This window comes from Rugosimonospora africana (genome assembly GCF_016862975.1).
Classification (GTDB): domain Bacteria; phylum Actinomycetota; class Actinomycetes; order Mycobacteriales; family Micromonosporaceae; genus Rugosimonospora; species Rugosimonospora africana.
Window position 1 is genome coordinate 1 of record NZ_BONZ01000041.1, and the last position, 15,119, is coordinate 15,119.

Below are 15,119 nucleotides of genomic sequence, written 5' to 3' on the forward strand. Positions count from 1 at the left end.
CACCCACGGCGACGTCACCCACGGCGACGTCACCCACGGCGACGTCACCCACGGCGACGTCACCCACGGCGACGTCACCCACGGCGACGTCACCTATACCGACGTCGCCCACGCCGGTTCGTCATCTGCCAGCCGTCAACTAGCGGAGAGTGAAATCTTGTTCAGTGTGACCGTCCGTGACCATATGATGATCGCGCACAGCTTCCGCGGTGAGGTCTTCGGACCCGCGCAGCGGCTGCACGGGGCAACGTTCGTCGTCGACGCGACCTTCCGTCGCCCCGATCTGGACGCCGACAACATCGTGGTGGACATCGGCCGTGCCGCACAGGAGCTGAATGCCGTGCTCGGTCAGCTCACGTACCGCAATCTCGACGACGATCCGGCGTTCGCAGGCATCAACACCTCGACCGAGGCGCTAGCCAGGGTGATCGCCGACCGCCTCGTGGAGCGCATCGAGGCCGGCGCGCTCGGGGATGGTGCCAGGGGGCTGACCGGGATCGCCGTGACGCTGCATGAGTCGCACATCGCCTGGGCGAGTTACGAGCGGGCGCTGTGAGTCTGGTGGGCGCTGTGGGTCGGGCGGGCGCTGTGAGTCGGGTGGGCACCGTTGGTCGGGCGGCCGCTGTGGGTCGGGCTGGCGGTGGGGGCGGAGCCATCGCAGTACCCGAACTGCACGTCGTCCTCCCGAACGACATCGACGATCCGGCGACGCCGAGCGGCGGCAACGCGTACGACCGGCGGATCTGCGACGGCTTGGCCGGCGCGGGCTGGTCGGTGGCGGAGCACGCCGTACCCGGTACCTGGCCCCGGCCCGACGCGGCGCAGCGCGGCAGACTCGCCGGTGTGCTCGCGGCGCTGCCGGACGGTGCGACTGTCTTGATCGACGGGCTGATCGCATCGACGGTACCGGAGGAGTTGGTTGGTGAGGCCGGCCGGCTGGGCCTGGTCGTCCTGGTGCACATGGCGCTGGCCGATGAGTCGGCGGACCTGGCCGACGCGGAGCGTGTGGCACTGTCGGCCGCGACCGCGATCATCGCGACGAGTGCCTGGGCGCGGCAGCGGCTGCTCGACCTGTACGGGTTGCCGGCCGATCGGGTACACGTCGCCACTCCCGGCGTGGAGGCGGCTCCGCTGACGGCGTCGACGGACGCCGGTACTCGGCTGCTGTGCGTCGCGGCGGTGGCGCCGCACAAGGGGCACGATGTGCTGACCGAGGCCCTGGCAACGGTCGCCGACCTGTCGTGGAGCTGCGTGTGCGCCGGATCGTTGACCAGGGATCCGGGGTTCGTTCAGCGGCTGCGGCGGCGGGCGCGGACGTGCGGGCTGACGGAGCGGCTGCGTTTCGTGGGGCCGCGTACCGGAGGGGAACTCGACGCCACGTATGCGGCTGCCGACCTGCTGGTCCTCGCGTCGCGTGGGGAGACGTACGGGATGGTGGTCACCGAGGCACTGGCGCGCGGGATCCCGGTGCTGGCGACGGCCGCCAACGGGCTGCCCGAGGCGCTGGGTCGCGCGCCGGACGGTAGCCTCCCCGGGATGCTGGTACGCCCCGATGACCGGACGGCGCTGGCCGGTGCCTTGCGCCGTTGGCTGGACGACGCCGATCTGCGCCATCGGCTGCGACGTTCGGCTCGGCAGCGGCGTACCACGCTGTCTGGCTGGGCGACCACGTCGGACCGCATCGCAACGGTCTTGAGCGGGGTAGCGGCGTGACGGAGGCGATGCCCCGGGTCAGTCCTGCCTGGCTCAGGCTGCGGGAGGCCGCCGACGCCGCCGCACGCGTGCCGGAGTTCGTGGACCTCGTGCGGGAACGGCTGGACGGCTCAGCTGCTGGCCACGGTAGGGTCGCCGGCCGTGATACGTCGGCCGCAGGCCGCGATGCCTCAGCCGCCGGTCGTGAGACCTCGGCTGCTGGCCACGGTAGGGCCGGGCGGCCTGTGGTGATCCACGATCTGGGCAGCGGTACCGGATCGATGGGCCGCTGGCTCGCCGCCCGACTGCCCGGACCTCAGCACTGGATCTTGCACGACCGGGACGCCGAGCTGCTGCGGATCGCTGCGGCGAACATGATCGACAGCGCGGCCGATGGCGCACCGGTCACGGTGGAGACCCGGGTCGGCGACATCTCCCGGCTCACCGCGGCCGATCTGAGCGGCGCTTTTCTGGTGACCGCGTCCGCTCTGCTGGACCTGCTGACGAAGGAGGAGTTGGGGGCGGTCGCGGCGGCGTGTGTGGGCGCCGGCTGCCCGGCCCTGTTGACGATCTCCGTGACCGGTCTGGTGGAGCTGACCCCCGGCGATCCGATGGACGCGGAGGTCGCCTCGGCCTTCAACGCCCACCAGCGGCGTACGGTTCGCGATCGGCGGCTGCTCGGGCCGGACGCGGTCGACGCCGCCATCGAGCTGTTCAGCCGGCTCGGCGCGGAGGTACTGGTCCGGCCCAGCCCGTGGCGGCTCGGCCCGGTCGGGGTGGCGGATGAGCCAGCGGCTCGGGCGGCGGATGAGCCGGCGGGCCGGACGGTGGGCGGCGGAGCACCGAGCGGAGCCGGGGGCGGGGCGGTGAGTGGAGCCGCGAGCGGGGCGGTGAACGCGGCGCTGAGCGGGGCGGAGGGTTATGCGGGGGAGCAGGCCGAGCTGATCGTTGAGTGGCTCACGGGCTGGGTGGGCGCGGCGTGCGAGCAGCGACCGGACCTGACCGAGGCGGGGGTGGAGTACGCCGCGCGGCGCCGGGCGGAGGGTGCCGCCGGTCGCCTGGGGGTCACGCTTGACCACAGTGACCTGTTCATTCGCTGATTCTTCGTCGATGATCCCCTCATCGGGGTGTCTTCGTCGATGATCTCCCCGGCCCTTATGAATGAACCGTGTGAGCACCCTAATGCGTACTACGTTCATGAGAGAGAGGCGTACGTCCACGGAGGTTTGCTTGCCCAATGCCCCGGCATCGCCCGCGGCCCTGGCCCCGGCCGGTCCTGACGTCTTACCGGCTGAATCGGTCCGGTGGCAGCCCGCTACGGCGGGGTCCGCTCGGCTCGGCGCCGCCGCGAACGCGCCGGCAAAGCTGCGAGGCACTGCGGCCGGGCAGGCAACGCCGCGGGACACCGCGGCGGCGCCGATGGAACGCGCCGATTCGATGACGCTGCGCAACGAGATGTTGCGACGCGTGAGGAACCTGTCAGCGCGGGTCGTTGGGGCGCGAGTGGTGTGGGCGCGGGCTGTGTGGGCGCGGACGGTGTGGGCGAAGGCCGTGCGGGCGCGAGCGGTTTGGGCGTGGGTACGTGTGCTCGGCGGTGCCGGCATCATCGCTTTCCTACTGTGGCGGCTGGGTACCGGGCCGTTCCTCGACGGGCTGCGCGGTATCGACGTCTGGGCGCTGCTCGCGGCTACCGGCATCGGCGTACTCACCACCGTCGCCTGCGCCTGGCGGTGGCGCCTGGTCGCGCGTGGCCTCGGGGTCCGGCTACCGCTGCGTACCGCCGTCGCCGCCTACTACCGGTCCCAGTTCATCAACACCACGCTGCCCGGCGGGGTGCTCGGCGACGTCCACCGCGCGCTGCGCCACGGCCGCGACGTCGGTGACGTCGGGCGTGCCGTCCGGGCGGTGGTACTGGAGCGGTTCGCCGGCCAGGTGGTGCAGGTCGCGATCGCGGTGGTGATGCTGCTGGCGCTGCCGTCGCCGGTACGGTCGCGGATGCCGGAGGCGGCCGCGGTGCTGGCCGTGGTGGGACTCGGCGCCGTACTCCTCGCTTGGATGCGTCCCGGCACAACGGGATCGCGGGTCGCGCGGGCGTTGCGCACCGCGGCCGCGGATCTGCGTAGCGGATTGTTCTCCCGCCGCAACGGACCCGGCATCGTGTTGGCGTCGGCCGTGGTCGTCGCGGGCCATCTCGCCACGTTTCTGGTGACGGCGCGTGCCGCGGGCGCGACCGCGCCGCTGACCCGGTTGGCGCCGCTGGGGCTGCTGATCCTCCTCGCCATGACCGTGCCGCTGAACGTCGGTGGCTGGGGCCCGCGGGAAGGCGCGGCCGCGTGGGCGTTCGGGGCCGCCGGGCTGTCCGCGACGCTGGGCGTCTCGACCGCGGTGGTGTACGGGGTACTGGCGCTGGTCGCCACCGCTCCCGGTGCGGGTGTGCTGGTGATGCGGTGGATGGCGCGGATACGGGTGGGGCGTTCCACTCCGCAGCCTCCGATTCGATGTGCGCCGGCAGGGGTACGGCAGGAGAATGCCATACATGGGTAGGCGTCCGTACACCCTTCTCAGCTGCGGCATGTCGATCGACGGCTACCTTGACGGCGCGACCGATGAGCGCCTGCTGCTGTCGAATGACGCGGACTTCGACCGCGTCGACGGGGTACGGGCGGAGTGCGACGCGATCCTCGTCGGCGCGGCGACCGTCCGGCAGGACAACCCTCGGCTCTTGGTGCGCTCGCAGGCCCGACGGGAGGAGCGGGTGGCCCGCGGACTGCGGCCATCACCGGTCAAGGTGACGGTCACGCAGCGAGCGCAACTGGATCCGTGCGCGCATTTCTTCGCGACCGGTGACTCGGACAAGCTCGTGTACTGCGCGAGTACCGCGGTCGACGACGCCCGCCGGCGGCTCGGCCCGGTGGCGACGGTGGTCGATGGCGGTGACCCGGTGAACCTCCGCAGGGTGACGGAGGACCTGTACGCTCGCGGCGTCAGCCGGCTGATGGTCGAGGGCGGCGGGACGGTGCACACGCAGTTCCTGACCGCTGACCTGGTCGACGAACTGCACCTGGTGGTCGCACCGTTCTTCGTCGGAGATTCGCGCGCCCGGCGATTCGTCGGTGACGGCAGCTTCCCATGGAATCCGGGCCGGCGGGCGACGCTGGTGGAGGTACGCCAGATCGGTGACGTGGTGTTGCTGCGTTACGCGCTGTCGGCCCGGTTCGGCTCGGGGCGGTTCGACTCGCCGATCTCGGCGACGCGGGAAGATGCTCCGTTGGGCGGTGCTTCGTTGGGTGATGACGGTGCTCCGCTGAGCAATCCGATGGCCTGCGATCCGGTGGCCCGTGATCCGCTGGGGGGTGGGGCGGATTCTCTGCGGGACCCGGGTCCACTGCGGGGTGAGCCGGACTTTTCGCGGGCGGACTCGGCGAGTCTCGGTGCCGGGTGAGACGAGGGGGCGATGGTGGAGACGATGCCGGTCGCGACGATCCGGGCTCAGCTGAGGGTACCGCTGCGGTTTCCGGACGGGTACGCCACGACCGCACGGGTGTTTACCTTCACGGGCTTGCTCGACGACCGGGAGCACCTCGCGCTGGGACTCGGCGACTGGGCGGGGTCGCAGTACAGTGCCTCGACCGACGGGCCGGCCCCGCTCGTCCGGCTGCACAGCGAGTGCCTGACCGGGGACGTCTTCGGCAGCCAGCGCTGCGACTGCGGCCCACAGTTGCGCGAGGCGGTCGAGCGCATCACCGGCTCGGGGGGCTTCCTGCTGTACCTGCGGCAGGAGGGCCGGGGTATCGGCCTGTACGCGAAGCTCGACGCGTACACGTTGCAGGACGCGGGCCTGGATACGTATGAGGCGAACGTGGCTCTCGGGCACGCGGAGGATGAGCGGGACTACACCGTCGCGGCCCAGATGCTGCTCGCGTTGGAGGTGGACCGCCTCGCGCTGCTGAGCAACAACCCGGACAAGGCCGACCAGCTCGACCGGCTCGGAGTGACAGTGACCGAACGGGTACCGACGCGGGTGCACCTGTCCCCGACCAACGCGGGCTACCTTGCGGCGAAGGCGACCCACGGGGCGCACACGCTGGACCTCCCGTTCGTGGGCTGATTCCTGGCCGGTATGGCAAGTGGCCGGTGTTGTCGGGTGGCGGAAGCTGCTGCCATGTCATGGCGCGTCGGGGGCCCAGCCGACGTGCGGGTCAGCGTAGGGCGCGTTCGATCTCGTCGAACAGCTCGTCGGGCAGCGGCCGGCCGTACCGCTGAGCGAGCCGGATCCAGCACCCGTGGCCGTAGCTCCACGCCGCCCGCAGTGCTTCCCGGATCCCGTCGGCTTCGGCGGCGGTGGTGGTGCCCTGTAACTCGGCCACTACTCGCGGCGGCAGGTCCGCCTCCGCGGCGCGCGACGGAGTCAGCCAGTGAGCGGTGCTGTCCTCGGCCCGTCGGGTCATCCAGAGCAGGTGACGGTGCGCGTGCCCCAGGGCGTCCCAGGCTCGCAGGATCTCGCCACGGGCGGCGACGTGGTGGGCGAGAATGAGCCAGTTCGCGAACCGGCCGCAGAGCGCCTCGATGTCGTCGCCTGCGTCGGGTACCGGGGGATGGTCGGGCACGCCCTCCAGGACCGGGCGCAACCTGCCGCGTCGGTCGAGCACCATCATGCGGTCCACTGTCGCGCCACGCGCGGGCCAGGTGCGTACCGTGGGAATGTCGTCGGTGGTGACGAAGTGGAACTCGCCGCGGATCAGGCCGGGGAAGAACACGACGTCGGTGCCGAACTCGTTGCGTACCAGATGGGTCACCGGTGCGATCTGCGCGCACCACGCGCGGCGATCGATGTCGGCGAGTTCGTGCGGCAGGAAGAACAGCCAGAACTCTATGTCGCTGTGAGCATCGGCCTCATCGGTCGCGAACGAACCGTACATCAGGGCGGCGTCGAGTCGCGGGTCGGCATGGCACGCTTCGCGGACAGCGTCGATGAGCCGGTGCTGGATCAGCATCGGCTCAATCTATTCCACTGCCAGCTATCATCACTGCCAGCTATCATCACTGCCAGCTATCATCACTGCCAGCTATTCCGCTGCCAGTGGTGATAGCCGCTGGTTGTTCCGGGCGGCTGTTCCGAGCGGCTGTTTCGGGCAGCCATTGCACGCGCTGCCCGCGCAGGACGGTACCGCGTAGGTATGACAACCTCCTCGAACTGGCGGATGACGCGTGCCCGGCGGTCAACCTCGTACCGTCTGCTCGGGGCCGGAGAAGGAGTTCCCGCGGAGGGACTCCGAAGGAGGGGCTCCGCAGGAGGGGTTATGGACCGCAAACCGTCGGATCGACGAGCACTGCTGCGCGGGGCCGGGATGGCTGCCGGTGCTGCGGTCGCCGCTCCGTTCATCGGCGGCATCGGTCCCGCCGCGGCTGCCGCCGGCGCTGGTTCAGGATCCGCTGCCGGCGCGAGCGCGCCGGACGCCGCCGTCTCTGGCGCAGCCGGCTCTGACGCAGCCCTCGCTGCGGTTTCCGGGGCGATGCCGTGGGTGGGGCCGGCCGACTCGGGCGCCCCCTTCGAGGTCGATCCGACGGTTGGGGCACAGGCTGCGATCAACGCCGCGCTCGCGGCGGCCGGGCAGGGTGCGGTGTTCGTCGCGGGCGGCACGTACCCGGTGAAGGGTCCGGTGGTGCTCGGCGACCGGCAGACGCTGATCGGTGCGGGGCCGGTGTCGACCGTGTTGCGGGCGGTCTCGGGATTCAGCGGGACGGGCATGATAACGACGCCGTCCGGCGCGTTCACCGGTGCGCGGATGTGCGTGCGTGACATCGGCCTGGAGGCGTCGGGCATCGCCGGGTACGGCGTGAACCTGCAGATCGGCGCGAAGCCCACGACGTACGGGCCGGATCCGGCTCCCTGGTTGTCCCGGGTGTTCGTGTCGAACACCGTGTCCGACGGCATCTACCTCGGGGGCGCATACTCCGGCGGTGAGCGGGAGCTGAAGGTGACCGACTGCCGGGTGGAGAACGCCGGCGGCTGGGCGTACAACATCGAGTCCTCGGACGGCTTCATCGGTGGTTGTTCCGCGCAGGGCGGTAAGGCGGGTGGCTACCTGATCGCGGGTGGCAACACGAAGATGTGGGGCTGCAAGGCGTACGGGACCGGCAACGGCTCGGCTCCCGGCCCGGCGTTCCGGCTGTCTTCGGCCCGGGCGACCGTGGTCGGTTGCGAGGCGCAAGACACCTGGGGCTGCGGGTTCGAGGTCACCGGACGGGGCAGCAGTCTTGCCGGGTGTACCGCCGACTCCACCGGGATCGGTACGACGGGCAACGACCGGTACTCGGCCGGCTTCTACATCGGCAGCTCGGCGGTGAACGTGCAGGGATGCGCGTACCAGCGGGCGGGTGGCGGGGCCAGTTGGCTGGGTGCGACCGGCATGCGATGGTCGCTCTATCTGGCGTCGGGTGTCGACTACGTGATGGCGCAACTGGTGTCGGACCCCAACCGGCCGAGCCCGTATCAGGGCGGTGTGAACGGCACGGTCGGGGCGCACTCGTCGGTCACGGTGCTCGGGTAGGCCCGAGCACCGGAGGTCTTCGCCGAAGACGGTGAACTTCTGCCGCTGCCGCGTTCGGCTCTAGCCGGTTCGTGCGATCGGGCCGAGTCCGATGCGGTGGTCCCGGAGCTCATAAGGGGCACCGTCCGGTCTGGTAGCTGAGACTTCGCCGGTTTCGGCGTCGAGGCGGATGGTCCACCCGTGCTCATGAACCAGGACATGGTGGAACGGACACAGTGACGCCAGGTTACTGAGGTCACCTTAATGGGTGTCTCCCGATTACTCACGGGAGACGCGCATGCCAGCATCCACCACCGCCAAGCACGCGCCCAGACGCGTGCTACGCGCCGCACGCCTGGTCTGGGGCTGCGTGAGCGGCCGAATCGCCATCATGTCCGTGATCATCGGTGCGGTAGAGCTCAGCACGCACTACTGGACCACGCTGCCTCTGGTCGCCTTACTGCCCTGGCAGGTCCGCCACGCTCGGCGTGGCGGCGGGCGATGATCGAGCCCACTTGGTGCACGGCAGACCACCGCGACGGAGCGGACGGCGTCCGCCCGGACGGCAGCGAGGTCGTCATCCACAGCCGTACGATCGGCGATACGGCCGGCGCGCTGGTCGCCATCACCGCTCACGACGACGGCGCGCCATGGATCGACGCCTGGGGCGGCGAGCGCATGGCCGCGGCCGAGGCTCGAGAGGTCGCCGCCCTGGTGCTCGCGGCGGCCGGCGAGCTTGAAAGGATCACGAAGTGAGCGAGCGAGTGATCATCTGTGTCCCGATCGGCGACCGGGCCGCACAACTCCGGGTGACCGACTTCGCCACGCGCCGCGGATACGAGGTCGTGGGAATCGTCGACTCGACGCCGGAGGGCATCGCCGCCGGCTGGCGGCTGGCGTGGTCCGGCGCGGCCGATGTCGTGCTGGTCGATCATGTGGGCAACATCCCCGGCGACCTCGCCCCGCGGCTGGAGGCGGTACCGGCCGACCTGAATCGACGCCCGGTCGACGTGATGGCCTTCAGGAACGCGGGCGGGCGGCCGAGAGTGCTGCCCCGCCCCGACCGGTCGCCGGCCGCCGAACCGTCCGACCTCGACCGGCCGCGCATCCTGCCTCGCTGACCGCACACGCCCGACGCCCGTCCCCGCCAGCCGGGGGCGGGCGTCCCTTACTTCGGCGGCGCGATGAACGTGCCGCGGCCAGGTACGCCCACGACTACCTGCCGTTCGCGCAGCAGTCCGATCACCTTCGTGATCGTCGACTCGCCCACTGAGTAGAGCGTGGCCAGCGCGGCATACGTCGGTAGCTGGCTACCGGGCTCGCCGTGCTCGCCGGCCCGGATGCGTTCGGTGAGATCTTGCGCGATCTGTTCGGCGGTCATGGGGATTTGTGGCACGCCGCCGATCATGCCCAGTACGGAGCGTGATAACCATGGGTACGTTGTGCTCCTTAACCTCCTTGCGTACCTTGAGGAAGTCACGGAACAAGTCGGCCCGGGCGGCGCGTCAACGCCGTGATCCCGGGCCTAACCCCACCAGAGAAGGGGCTGGACATGAGTATCCCTGATCATGAGCACGAACTCACGCCGGAGGCGGAGCGATGGTTGGTCGCGCTGTACATCGCGCATGATCGACTGGACGGCTACCTGATCTGCTCGAGCTGTAGCTATCCGCATCCGTGCCCGACGCGCGAGGACGCACGGCGACAGCTCGAGTTGGCCGGCGTCGACCTGGCGGCCGGGGAGACGCTGTGGAGCTGACGCCGCCGCCCGCCAGCACCTAACCGAGGTCAGTCTCCGCGTGCACCCCCGATCAGCTGGCCGGCCAGCCGTGCCCCGGATGCGTCGCCGTCGGGCTGCCCGGACGCGTTCCCTGCGCGGCCCGCGCCGAATCACCACGCCTACTCGCGCTGATGGGCAGCCCGCCCGCTCAGTAAGCCGCAGCCGCGTCAACAGCCCCCGCCGGTAGTCCGGACGGGGGCTGTTCCGTTCAGCGCCTACAGCGCCAGGCCGGCCGGGCGCCAGAGCTTGACCGTTGCCCCCGCCGGGATCGTGACCGTGTTGGCAGACGCCTCGATGTCCAGCGTCTGCGGTGAGCTTGACCCGCTGGCGCCCGTCACGCGTATCTGCCAACCGCCCACGTCCAGGTCCGAAGGAAAGTCGGCCGGATACTGCGCCGTGGTGGAGAACAACGCGTGCCCGGCCGCTGTTGCCAGACTCAGCGACGTAGCGCCCGGCGCCAGGCTGGACGCCAGCGTCTGCCCCACCGCTTCCAGCCGGAAGCTCGTGTTGAGCGCCGCGACGACGCGCGACTGAGCGGGCGACGTGTTGCCGGCGACCGTCCACTTCTTCGAGCTGGCAGTCTCGCCGTACCCCTGCAAGAGCAGCGACACGTCGCCGGGCGGATGTTGCTTCGTTGCGTCGATCACGTTGGTAGCGTCAATTCGGCCATTGAGCGGCGTGTCCAGCCACGCGTCAGACCGCGCCGGCCGTGAGCGCAAGTTGAGGCTCAGGTTCGGATACCGGAAACCCTCAACCGTTCCCGCCTGCGCCAGCCATTCGGCGTACCGCTGCAACCGGCTGTCGTCAAACAGACTCAGCGTCTTTGAGGCGTCGTACGTGCCGATGGTGTCCGTCCCCAGTGGACCGTCAACGACCTCGTATGTGGCCGATGAGCCGCCCTTGCGACTGACTGTCGCCTTGTTGACGAGGCCCTGATCGTCGTCTGTCGGTGTGAACGGCGGCGCGATGTCGCCTTGCGACGCATCAAGAATGAGCGTCACCGGTTGGTTGTACGTGGAGGTACGGGCGATGTATCCAAGTCCGGGGCCCAGCCCGTCATACAACAGACCCTGATCGGACGCCTCGCACTCGCGCAGCAGGTTGACGAACGTGTCGACACCTTGCGGCCCCATCGCCACGCCCGGATCGCTGTCCGGCTGCGTGATGTCGATGGGTACGCCTTCCTCCGCGCACAGCCGGGTCAGCCGGTCAACTGCCGCCTCACCGACGTAGCCGAGTCCGGCCGCGTACTGATCGGGCATGGTCGTGCCGTTGAAAAACGCGATGTGCGCCACGGCGAGATTCTTGGCGTTGGATGACACCTCGCCACCGCCGCCGAACCGCCCAATGCGGGTAGCCCGAACGGGCTGCCCCAGAGTAACGCCTGTCCACGTCTCGGCATCGGTGGAGTCTCCGTCGAGCACAAACGTGACGCTCACGTTGCTGCCGGACTGCGCCAGAGCGATCTGATGGAGGTGCCAGTTGCCATCCATGACCGGGAGATCGAGTCCGGCGAAATGGGACTCACTAGCGTCTGCCTCGGATTCATACCGAGCGATACCCACATTGACAGTGCCGGACTGCCATTGAGTGACAACCCGATAGATCTTGCCGTTGTCGGTCCGCACCTCCAACGGAACGAAGTAGGCGACGCTCCCCGGGTCGTCCGGCTCGCCGCGCATCCACAGCGACACATGCCACGCCGTGGCGGACAGGCCCACCAGTGGGACGCTCATGTTGTTGTCCGCGGCCACATTGGGTTGAGCCGCCCCCGCGCCGCCGACGGGTCCACCGTCAATGAAATCCATGATGCCGATGTCCACCCGCATCGGTGCGCCTCCGGCGAGACCAGACGCCGCCTGTGTCGCGTCTATCCCGTCCTCCAGCGGCCACCACTGGACGAGGTTGGAGGCGGAGATCGCGCGGTACAGCGCGGATTTGAGCGGCTTATTTCGCTGGATCAGCCGACGCAGGGTGCCGGACGCCTGCAGAGAGACAATCGGCACGTTGGCGGACGTGTCCAATGTGGACTGCGGGAAACCGTTGGCGTAGCCGAAGAAGCGCGTGACCCCGTTGATCAGTACCCAGATTGGCGTGTTCTTGTTGACGTTCGGGTAGTTCGGGCTCGCCGGATGGTAGGCGGAGAACTTCAGGTCCGGGTTGTTCAGCGACAGTTGGCAGCTTGCCGGCTGCGTAGTCGAAGCTTCATCGCCGCGCCCGAGCCGGATGCTGATCGGGTTCGCGGCACGCTGGTACGCAGTGATGTCCTCCCAGGGTCACGTGCGGTAGTCGTCGGCGAGGTTGGCGCCGGGCGCCCAGAGCAGTTGTACGGGCACGTTGTCGGTGGCGTAGTCGGTCACCTGTGCCGAGGTGAAATCGTCCAGCACGAACGCGACCGGCTTAGCGTTGGTGTTGCCGAACGCGATGCCGACCCGGTAGCCAATCCAGCCCGCTTCCGTGTAGCCATCGTCGCTGGCGAACAACAGTCAGTGCGGCGGTTCGGTTCCGACCCACACCTTGAGCCGGTGGCGGCGCCCGATCGATTGCATGCGCATGCTCACACGCGTGCCGCTGGCCGGAGGCGGGATCGGCACGGCGACAGTGGCCAATGTGGACCCGTCCGGCGCGAACAGGAACGCGGTCAGAAACGCCGGTAACTTCGATCTGCACGCGACCGAGGTAGTAGCTGTCGGCGCTCTGCCCCCTCGTCATGAGGTTCAGGAACTCAAGCGGCGCACCGGTGGCAGTCTGCGCAATGCCAGTGATGGACAAGTCAACGTCCGGCTCACTGACGCCCGCCAAATAGGCTCCGCGCCACGTGTTCGTCTCAGACTGGCTGATGGTGAGCACGCCGCTGCCTACGTTGAAGTCGGTGCCGGTGCCGAACAGCGTGTACGCCTGCCCGTGTCGGTCGGGCCGATGCCGCTGGAAACCGTGCGCGTGAACGTATCCGAAACGATGGTTCCCCTGGGCATGTCTCCTCCAAGCTAATGTCATTAGCCAACCCGGCTTCCATGCCCTCGCGCCTGCCGCTGGTCGGGTCTGTGCGGCGGAAAGGAGTGACGCCGCTCGCCGGCCATCGCTCCGCCCCGGTAGCGGTGACGTTGACGGCCGGCGCGAGGGCACGCGGCTTACGAGATGCCGGCAGCGTCGACCAGACCGCTGATGTACGTCTCAAGGCTGGCGCCGTAGACCGTGTACAGCAGTCCCGGCAAGTGACTCTCGGGCGAGGTCTCGCCGGTCAGCTTGCCGAACCGCACGAGATACACCACCGCCGAATTCGGCACGCCCAGCAGGTCGGCGGCGTCGCCGATCTGCACGTGCGCGGGGAGTGTGTTTGCCATGGATGATCCTCTTTTCGTTCTCAGCCCAGCATCTGCGCCGCGGAGGCGCGAGCCTCGTCGAGTGCCCGCCCCATGGCCGCGATTTCGTCGGTGCTGCGCTTCCCGACCGGCGGGCGCGTCTCGGCCGGCCGCATGGTCATGTGCAGCCCGAACGGCACGCCGAGCGCGTCCGCCAGCGCCGGCAGGGCTAGTGCCGGGAAGCCGTCCCGTTCCGCCAGGCTGACCAGCGACAGCACCGACGCGTCCGCATCCTCCGCGAACCGCAGGGGACGGCCGGTGCTCAGTGCGCGGCACAGCGCCTCCGCGTCTTCGACGATCGCGGCGTACTTCGCCAGCATCGACGACGCTGCGGCCACGTACCCCGCCAGTTCCGGCCGCGCGGCCATGCTCGGCAGGTCAAAGGCCGGCAGCTTCGGCCGCGGACTCGCGTACGTCCACGGTCCGTGCATCTGCTCACGCGCGGACTTCCTGGCGAACTCGCGCAGCGTCCGCGCCGCGCCGTCCACGTCGACCAGGCGTCGGGCCGGTTCGATGCCCGCGGCCAGCGCCTCGGTGTCGCCGAACCATTGGTGCGACAGCTCGTGGGCGAGAGTCGCTTCGCTGGGCATATGGTCGAAGTTCGGCTTCGTCTGGCTTTCCAGCGAGTACCCGACGTCCGGCGCGTTGTCGACGATCGCACCGACCGCGTCGAGCGGGTACTTGCGGTAGACGGACGAGTAGAAGTCCACAATGGACGGTAGCTCGTCGAGTACCGTCCGGTTCGTGAACGCCGGATCGACCGCGACGTACGCCGGGATCCGCCCGTCCACTTTGTACTGTGTGAGGTCGAACTTCCCCAGTGTCGCGGTGGCCAGATACGGCGCCATCGGATCGCGTTCCCGCCACACGAACATGCTCGCACCGGCAGTCGTCTGGTGACCGACCAGCACACCGTTGGCCATCACGGTCAGCCCGGCCGGTACGGTCACCGTGAAGTCGAACGTCGCCTTGTCGCGCGGGTTGTCGTTGACCGGGTACCAGCCGGGGGAGCCCTGCGGTTCGCCGACCACGAAGGCGCCGTCGTTGGTGGGTACCTAACCCTCGATGGAGTTGTCCGGGTCCGTGACGACCTCCGGAACGCCCGCGTACTCGACGGTGACGGTGAACCGGTGGTGGTCGCGCAGCGGCGACCGCGGCGTGATGACGAGTTCCTGCCCGTCCCGATGGAACGACGCGCCACGACCGTCGACGGTGAGCCGGGAGATGGTGAAGCCGCGCAGGTCCAGATCGAACCGGGACAGGTTCTCGGTCGCGGTGGCGCTGACCGTCACCGTCCCGGCGAGGCGGTGGCTCGACGGCTGGTAGTTCAGGTGCAGGTCGTAGTGCGACACGTCATACCCACCGTTGCCGGCGAGCGGGAACAGCGGGTCGCCGAGGCCGGCGGATCCGGCCACGTACCTCGTCGATGCGTACGCGGACGCCGGTAGCGCGGACGTCGCGGCAACCGCCGCGATCAGCGAGACCGCCGTCGCCGCCGCAAGCCGCCGGCCGGTGAGCCGTCGGCCGGCGAGCCGTCGGCCGACGAGTCGTTGGTTTGGCGTTCTTCGAGTGGATGCGTGCGGGGCCATGGGCCTCCTCCCAGGCCGAGCGACGATCGGGCAAACCCATCCTCGCGTACCCGGAGCCGACACGAAAGATCAGCAACGCCGGGCCAGAGGCAGCCGGCGGCCGGCCCGGGTCGTCGCGCGGTGTCAGACGCCGGGCCAGGCACCGGGCCAGGTCGGTCGAAGCCGG

Annotated in this window: 18 protein-coding genes and 1 pseudogene; 12 read left to right on the forward strand and 7 right to left on the reverse strand. The window is 69.5% G+C overall.

Translation table 11 applies throughout. The annotated features are described in order from the left end of the window. The first annotated feature begins 157 nt into the window (after window positions 1-157). From Raf01_RS21900 to Raf01_RS21925, 6 genes and pseudogenes are all read left to right on the forward strand, one after another. The gene (locus tag Raf01_RS21900; protein WP_203919903.1) at window positions 158-556 is read left to right on the forward strand and encodes a 6-pyruvoyl trahydropterin synthase family protein; all 399 of its coding nucleotides are present in this window, start codon (window positions 158-160) and stop codon (window positions 554-556) included. Between the two features lie 113 nt (window positions 557-669). After that, on the forward strand, window positions 670-1,713 hold the full coding sequence (locus Raf01_RS21905; RefSeq protein WP_203919904.1) for a glycosyltransferase family 4 protein: 1,044 nt from the start codon (window positions 670-672) through the stop codon (window positions 1,711-1,713). Between the two features lie 8 nt (window positions 1,714-1,721). After that, on the forward strand, window positions 1,722-2,792 hold the full coding sequence (locus tag Raf01_RS49715) for a class I SAM-dependent methyltransferase (RefSeq protein ID WP_373319547.1): 1,071 nt from the start codon (window positions 1,722-1,724) through the stop codon (window positions 2,790-2,792). A gap of 421 nt (window positions 2,793-3,213) precedes the next feature. Continuing rightward, complete coding sequence (locus tag Raf01_RS21915) at window positions 3,214-4,236, forward strand: lysylphosphatidylglycerol synthase transmembrane domain-containing protein (protein ID WP_373319548.1); 1,023 nt, start codon at window positions 3,214-3,216, stop codon at window positions 4,234-4,236. Continuing rightward, window positions 4,229-4,906, forward strand: a pseudogene (locus Raf01_RS21920) (RibD family protein); the annotation flags it as partial. The gene Raf01_RS21915 and the pseudogene Raf01_RS21920, both read left to right, overlap by 8 nt. A 240-nt stretch (window positions 4,907-5,146) precedes the next feature. Further along, window positions 5,147-5,800, forward strand: coding sequence for a GTP cyclohydrolase II (locus Raf01_RS21925; RefSeq protein WP_203919839.1), 654 nt, complete (start codon window positions 5,147-5,149; stop codon window positions 5,798-5,800). A 91-nt stretch (window positions 5,801-5,891) separates the two neighbouring features. On the opposite strand, the gene Raf01_RS21930 is transcribed toward Raf01_RS21925, so the two are convergent. Continuing rightward, window positions 5,892-6,686 (reverse strand): hypothetical protein, encoded by a 795-nt coding sequence (locus Raf01_RS21930; protein WP_203919840.1) that lies wholly within the window; start codon window positions 6,684-6,686, stop codon window positions 5,892-5,894. 519 nt (window positions 6,687-7,205) lie between these two features. Here Raf01_RS21930 and Raf01_RS21935 point away from each other — a divergent pair. The 4 genes from Raf01_RS21935 to Raf01_RS21950 all read left to right on the forward strand — a co-directional run bounded on the left by Raf01_RS21935 (window position 7,206) and on the right by Raf01_RS21950 (window position 9,343). Beyond that, entirely contained in the window at window positions 7,206-8,243 is a 1,038-nt protein-coding gene (locus Raf01_RS21935) for a glycosyl hydrolase family 28-related protein (protein ID WP_203919841.1), read from the forward strand. Window positions 8,244-8,520: 277 nt separating this feature from the next. After that, on the forward strand, window positions 8,521-8,727 hold the full coding sequence (locus Raf01_RS21940; protein WP_203919842.1) for a hypothetical protein: 207 nt from the start codon (window positions 8,521-8,523) through the stop codon (window positions 8,725-8,727). Next, window positions 8,724-8,978: a hypothetical protein gene (locus Raf01_RS21945; RefSeq protein WP_203919843.1), complete on the forward strand. Its 255-nt coding sequence runs from the start codon at window positions 8,724-8,726 to the stop codon at window positions 8,976-8,978. The genes Raf01_RS21940 and Raf01_RS21945 overlap by 4 nt, the downstream gene beginning before the upstream one ends. Next, entirely contained in the window at window positions 8,975-9,343 is a 369-nt protein-coding gene (locus Raf01_RS21950; protein ID WP_203919844.1) for a hypothetical protein, read from the forward strand. Before Raf01_RS21945 ends, Raf01_RS21950 begins: the two co-directional genes overlap by 4 nt. 47 nt (window positions 9,344-9,390) lie before the next feature. On the opposite strand, the gene Raf01_RS21955 is transcribed toward Raf01_RS21950, so the two are convergent. Further along, complete coding sequence (locus Raf01_RS21955) at window positions 9,391-9,618, reverse strand: GntR family transcriptional regulator (protein ID WP_203919845.1); 228 nt, start codon at window positions 9,616-9,618, stop codon at window positions 9,391-9,393. A 156-nt stretch (window positions 9,619-9,774) separates the two neighbouring features. On the opposite strand from Raf01_RS21955, the gene Raf01_RS21960 reads away from it, so the two are divergent. After that, a complete protein-coding gene (locus tag Raf01_RS21960) occupies window positions 9,775-9,981 on the forward strand; it encodes a hypothetical protein (protein ID WP_203919846.1) in 207 nt (68 codons plus the stop codon). A 236-nt stretch (window positions 9,982-10,217) separates the two neighbouring features. Here Raf01_RS21960 and Raf01_RS21965 read toward each other — a convergent pair whose 3' ends face one another. Together Raf01_RS21965 and Raf01_RS21970 are read right to left on the reverse strand one after the other, a co-directional pair. Continuing rightward, window positions 10,218-12,008 carry a hypothetical protein gene (locus Raf01_RS21965; RefSeq protein ID WP_203919847.1) on the reverse strand — a complete coding sequence of 597 codons (1,791 nt, stop codon included), beginning with the start codon at window positions 12,006-12,008 and terminating at the stop codon, window positions 10,218-10,220. Window positions 12,009-12,278: 270 nt separating this feature from the next. Continuing rightward, window positions 12,279-12,485 (reverse strand): hypothetical protein, encoded by a 207-nt coding sequence (locus Raf01_RS21970; protein WP_203919848.1) that lies wholly within the window; start codon window positions 12,483-12,485, stop codon window positions 12,279-12,281. A gap of 64 nt (window positions 12,486-12,549) precedes the next feature. Here Raf01_RS21970 and Raf01_RS21975 point away from each other — a divergent pair, with 64 nt between their 5' ends. Continuing rightward, window positions 12,550-12,993: a hypothetical protein gene (locus tag Raf01_RS21975; RefSeq protein WP_203919849.1), complete on the forward strand. Its 444-nt coding sequence runs from the start codon at window positions 12,550-12,552 to the stop codon at window positions 12,991-12,993. Window positions 12,994-13,133: 140 nt separating this feature from the next. On the opposite strand, the gene Raf01_RS21980 is transcribed toward Raf01_RS21975, so the two are convergent. From Raf01_RS21980 to Raf01_RS21990, 3 genes are read right to left on the reverse strand one after another with little or no spacing between them, the layout of a single operon-like run. Further along, window positions 13,134-13,346 (reverse strand): hypothetical protein, encoded by a 213-nt coding sequence (locus tag Raf01_RS21980; protein ID WP_203919850.1) that lies wholly within the window; start codon window positions 13,344-13,346, stop codon window positions 13,134-13,136. A gap of 20 nt (window positions 13,347-13,366) precedes the next feature. Continuing rightward, window positions 13,367-14,395, reverse strand: coding sequence for a gluzincin family metallopeptidase (locus tag Raf01_RS21985; protein ID WP_203919851.1), 1,029 nt, complete (start codon window positions 14,393-14,395; stop codon window positions 13,367-13,369). A 24-nt stretch (window positions 14,396-14,419) separates the two neighbouring features. Next, window positions 14,420-14,953 (reverse strand): gluzincin family metallopeptidase, encoded by a 534-nt coding sequence (locus Raf01_RS21990; protein WP_203919852.1) that lies wholly within the window; start codon window positions 14,951-14,953, stop codon window positions 14,420-14,422. Window positions 14,954-15,119 lie beyond the last annotated feature (166 nt).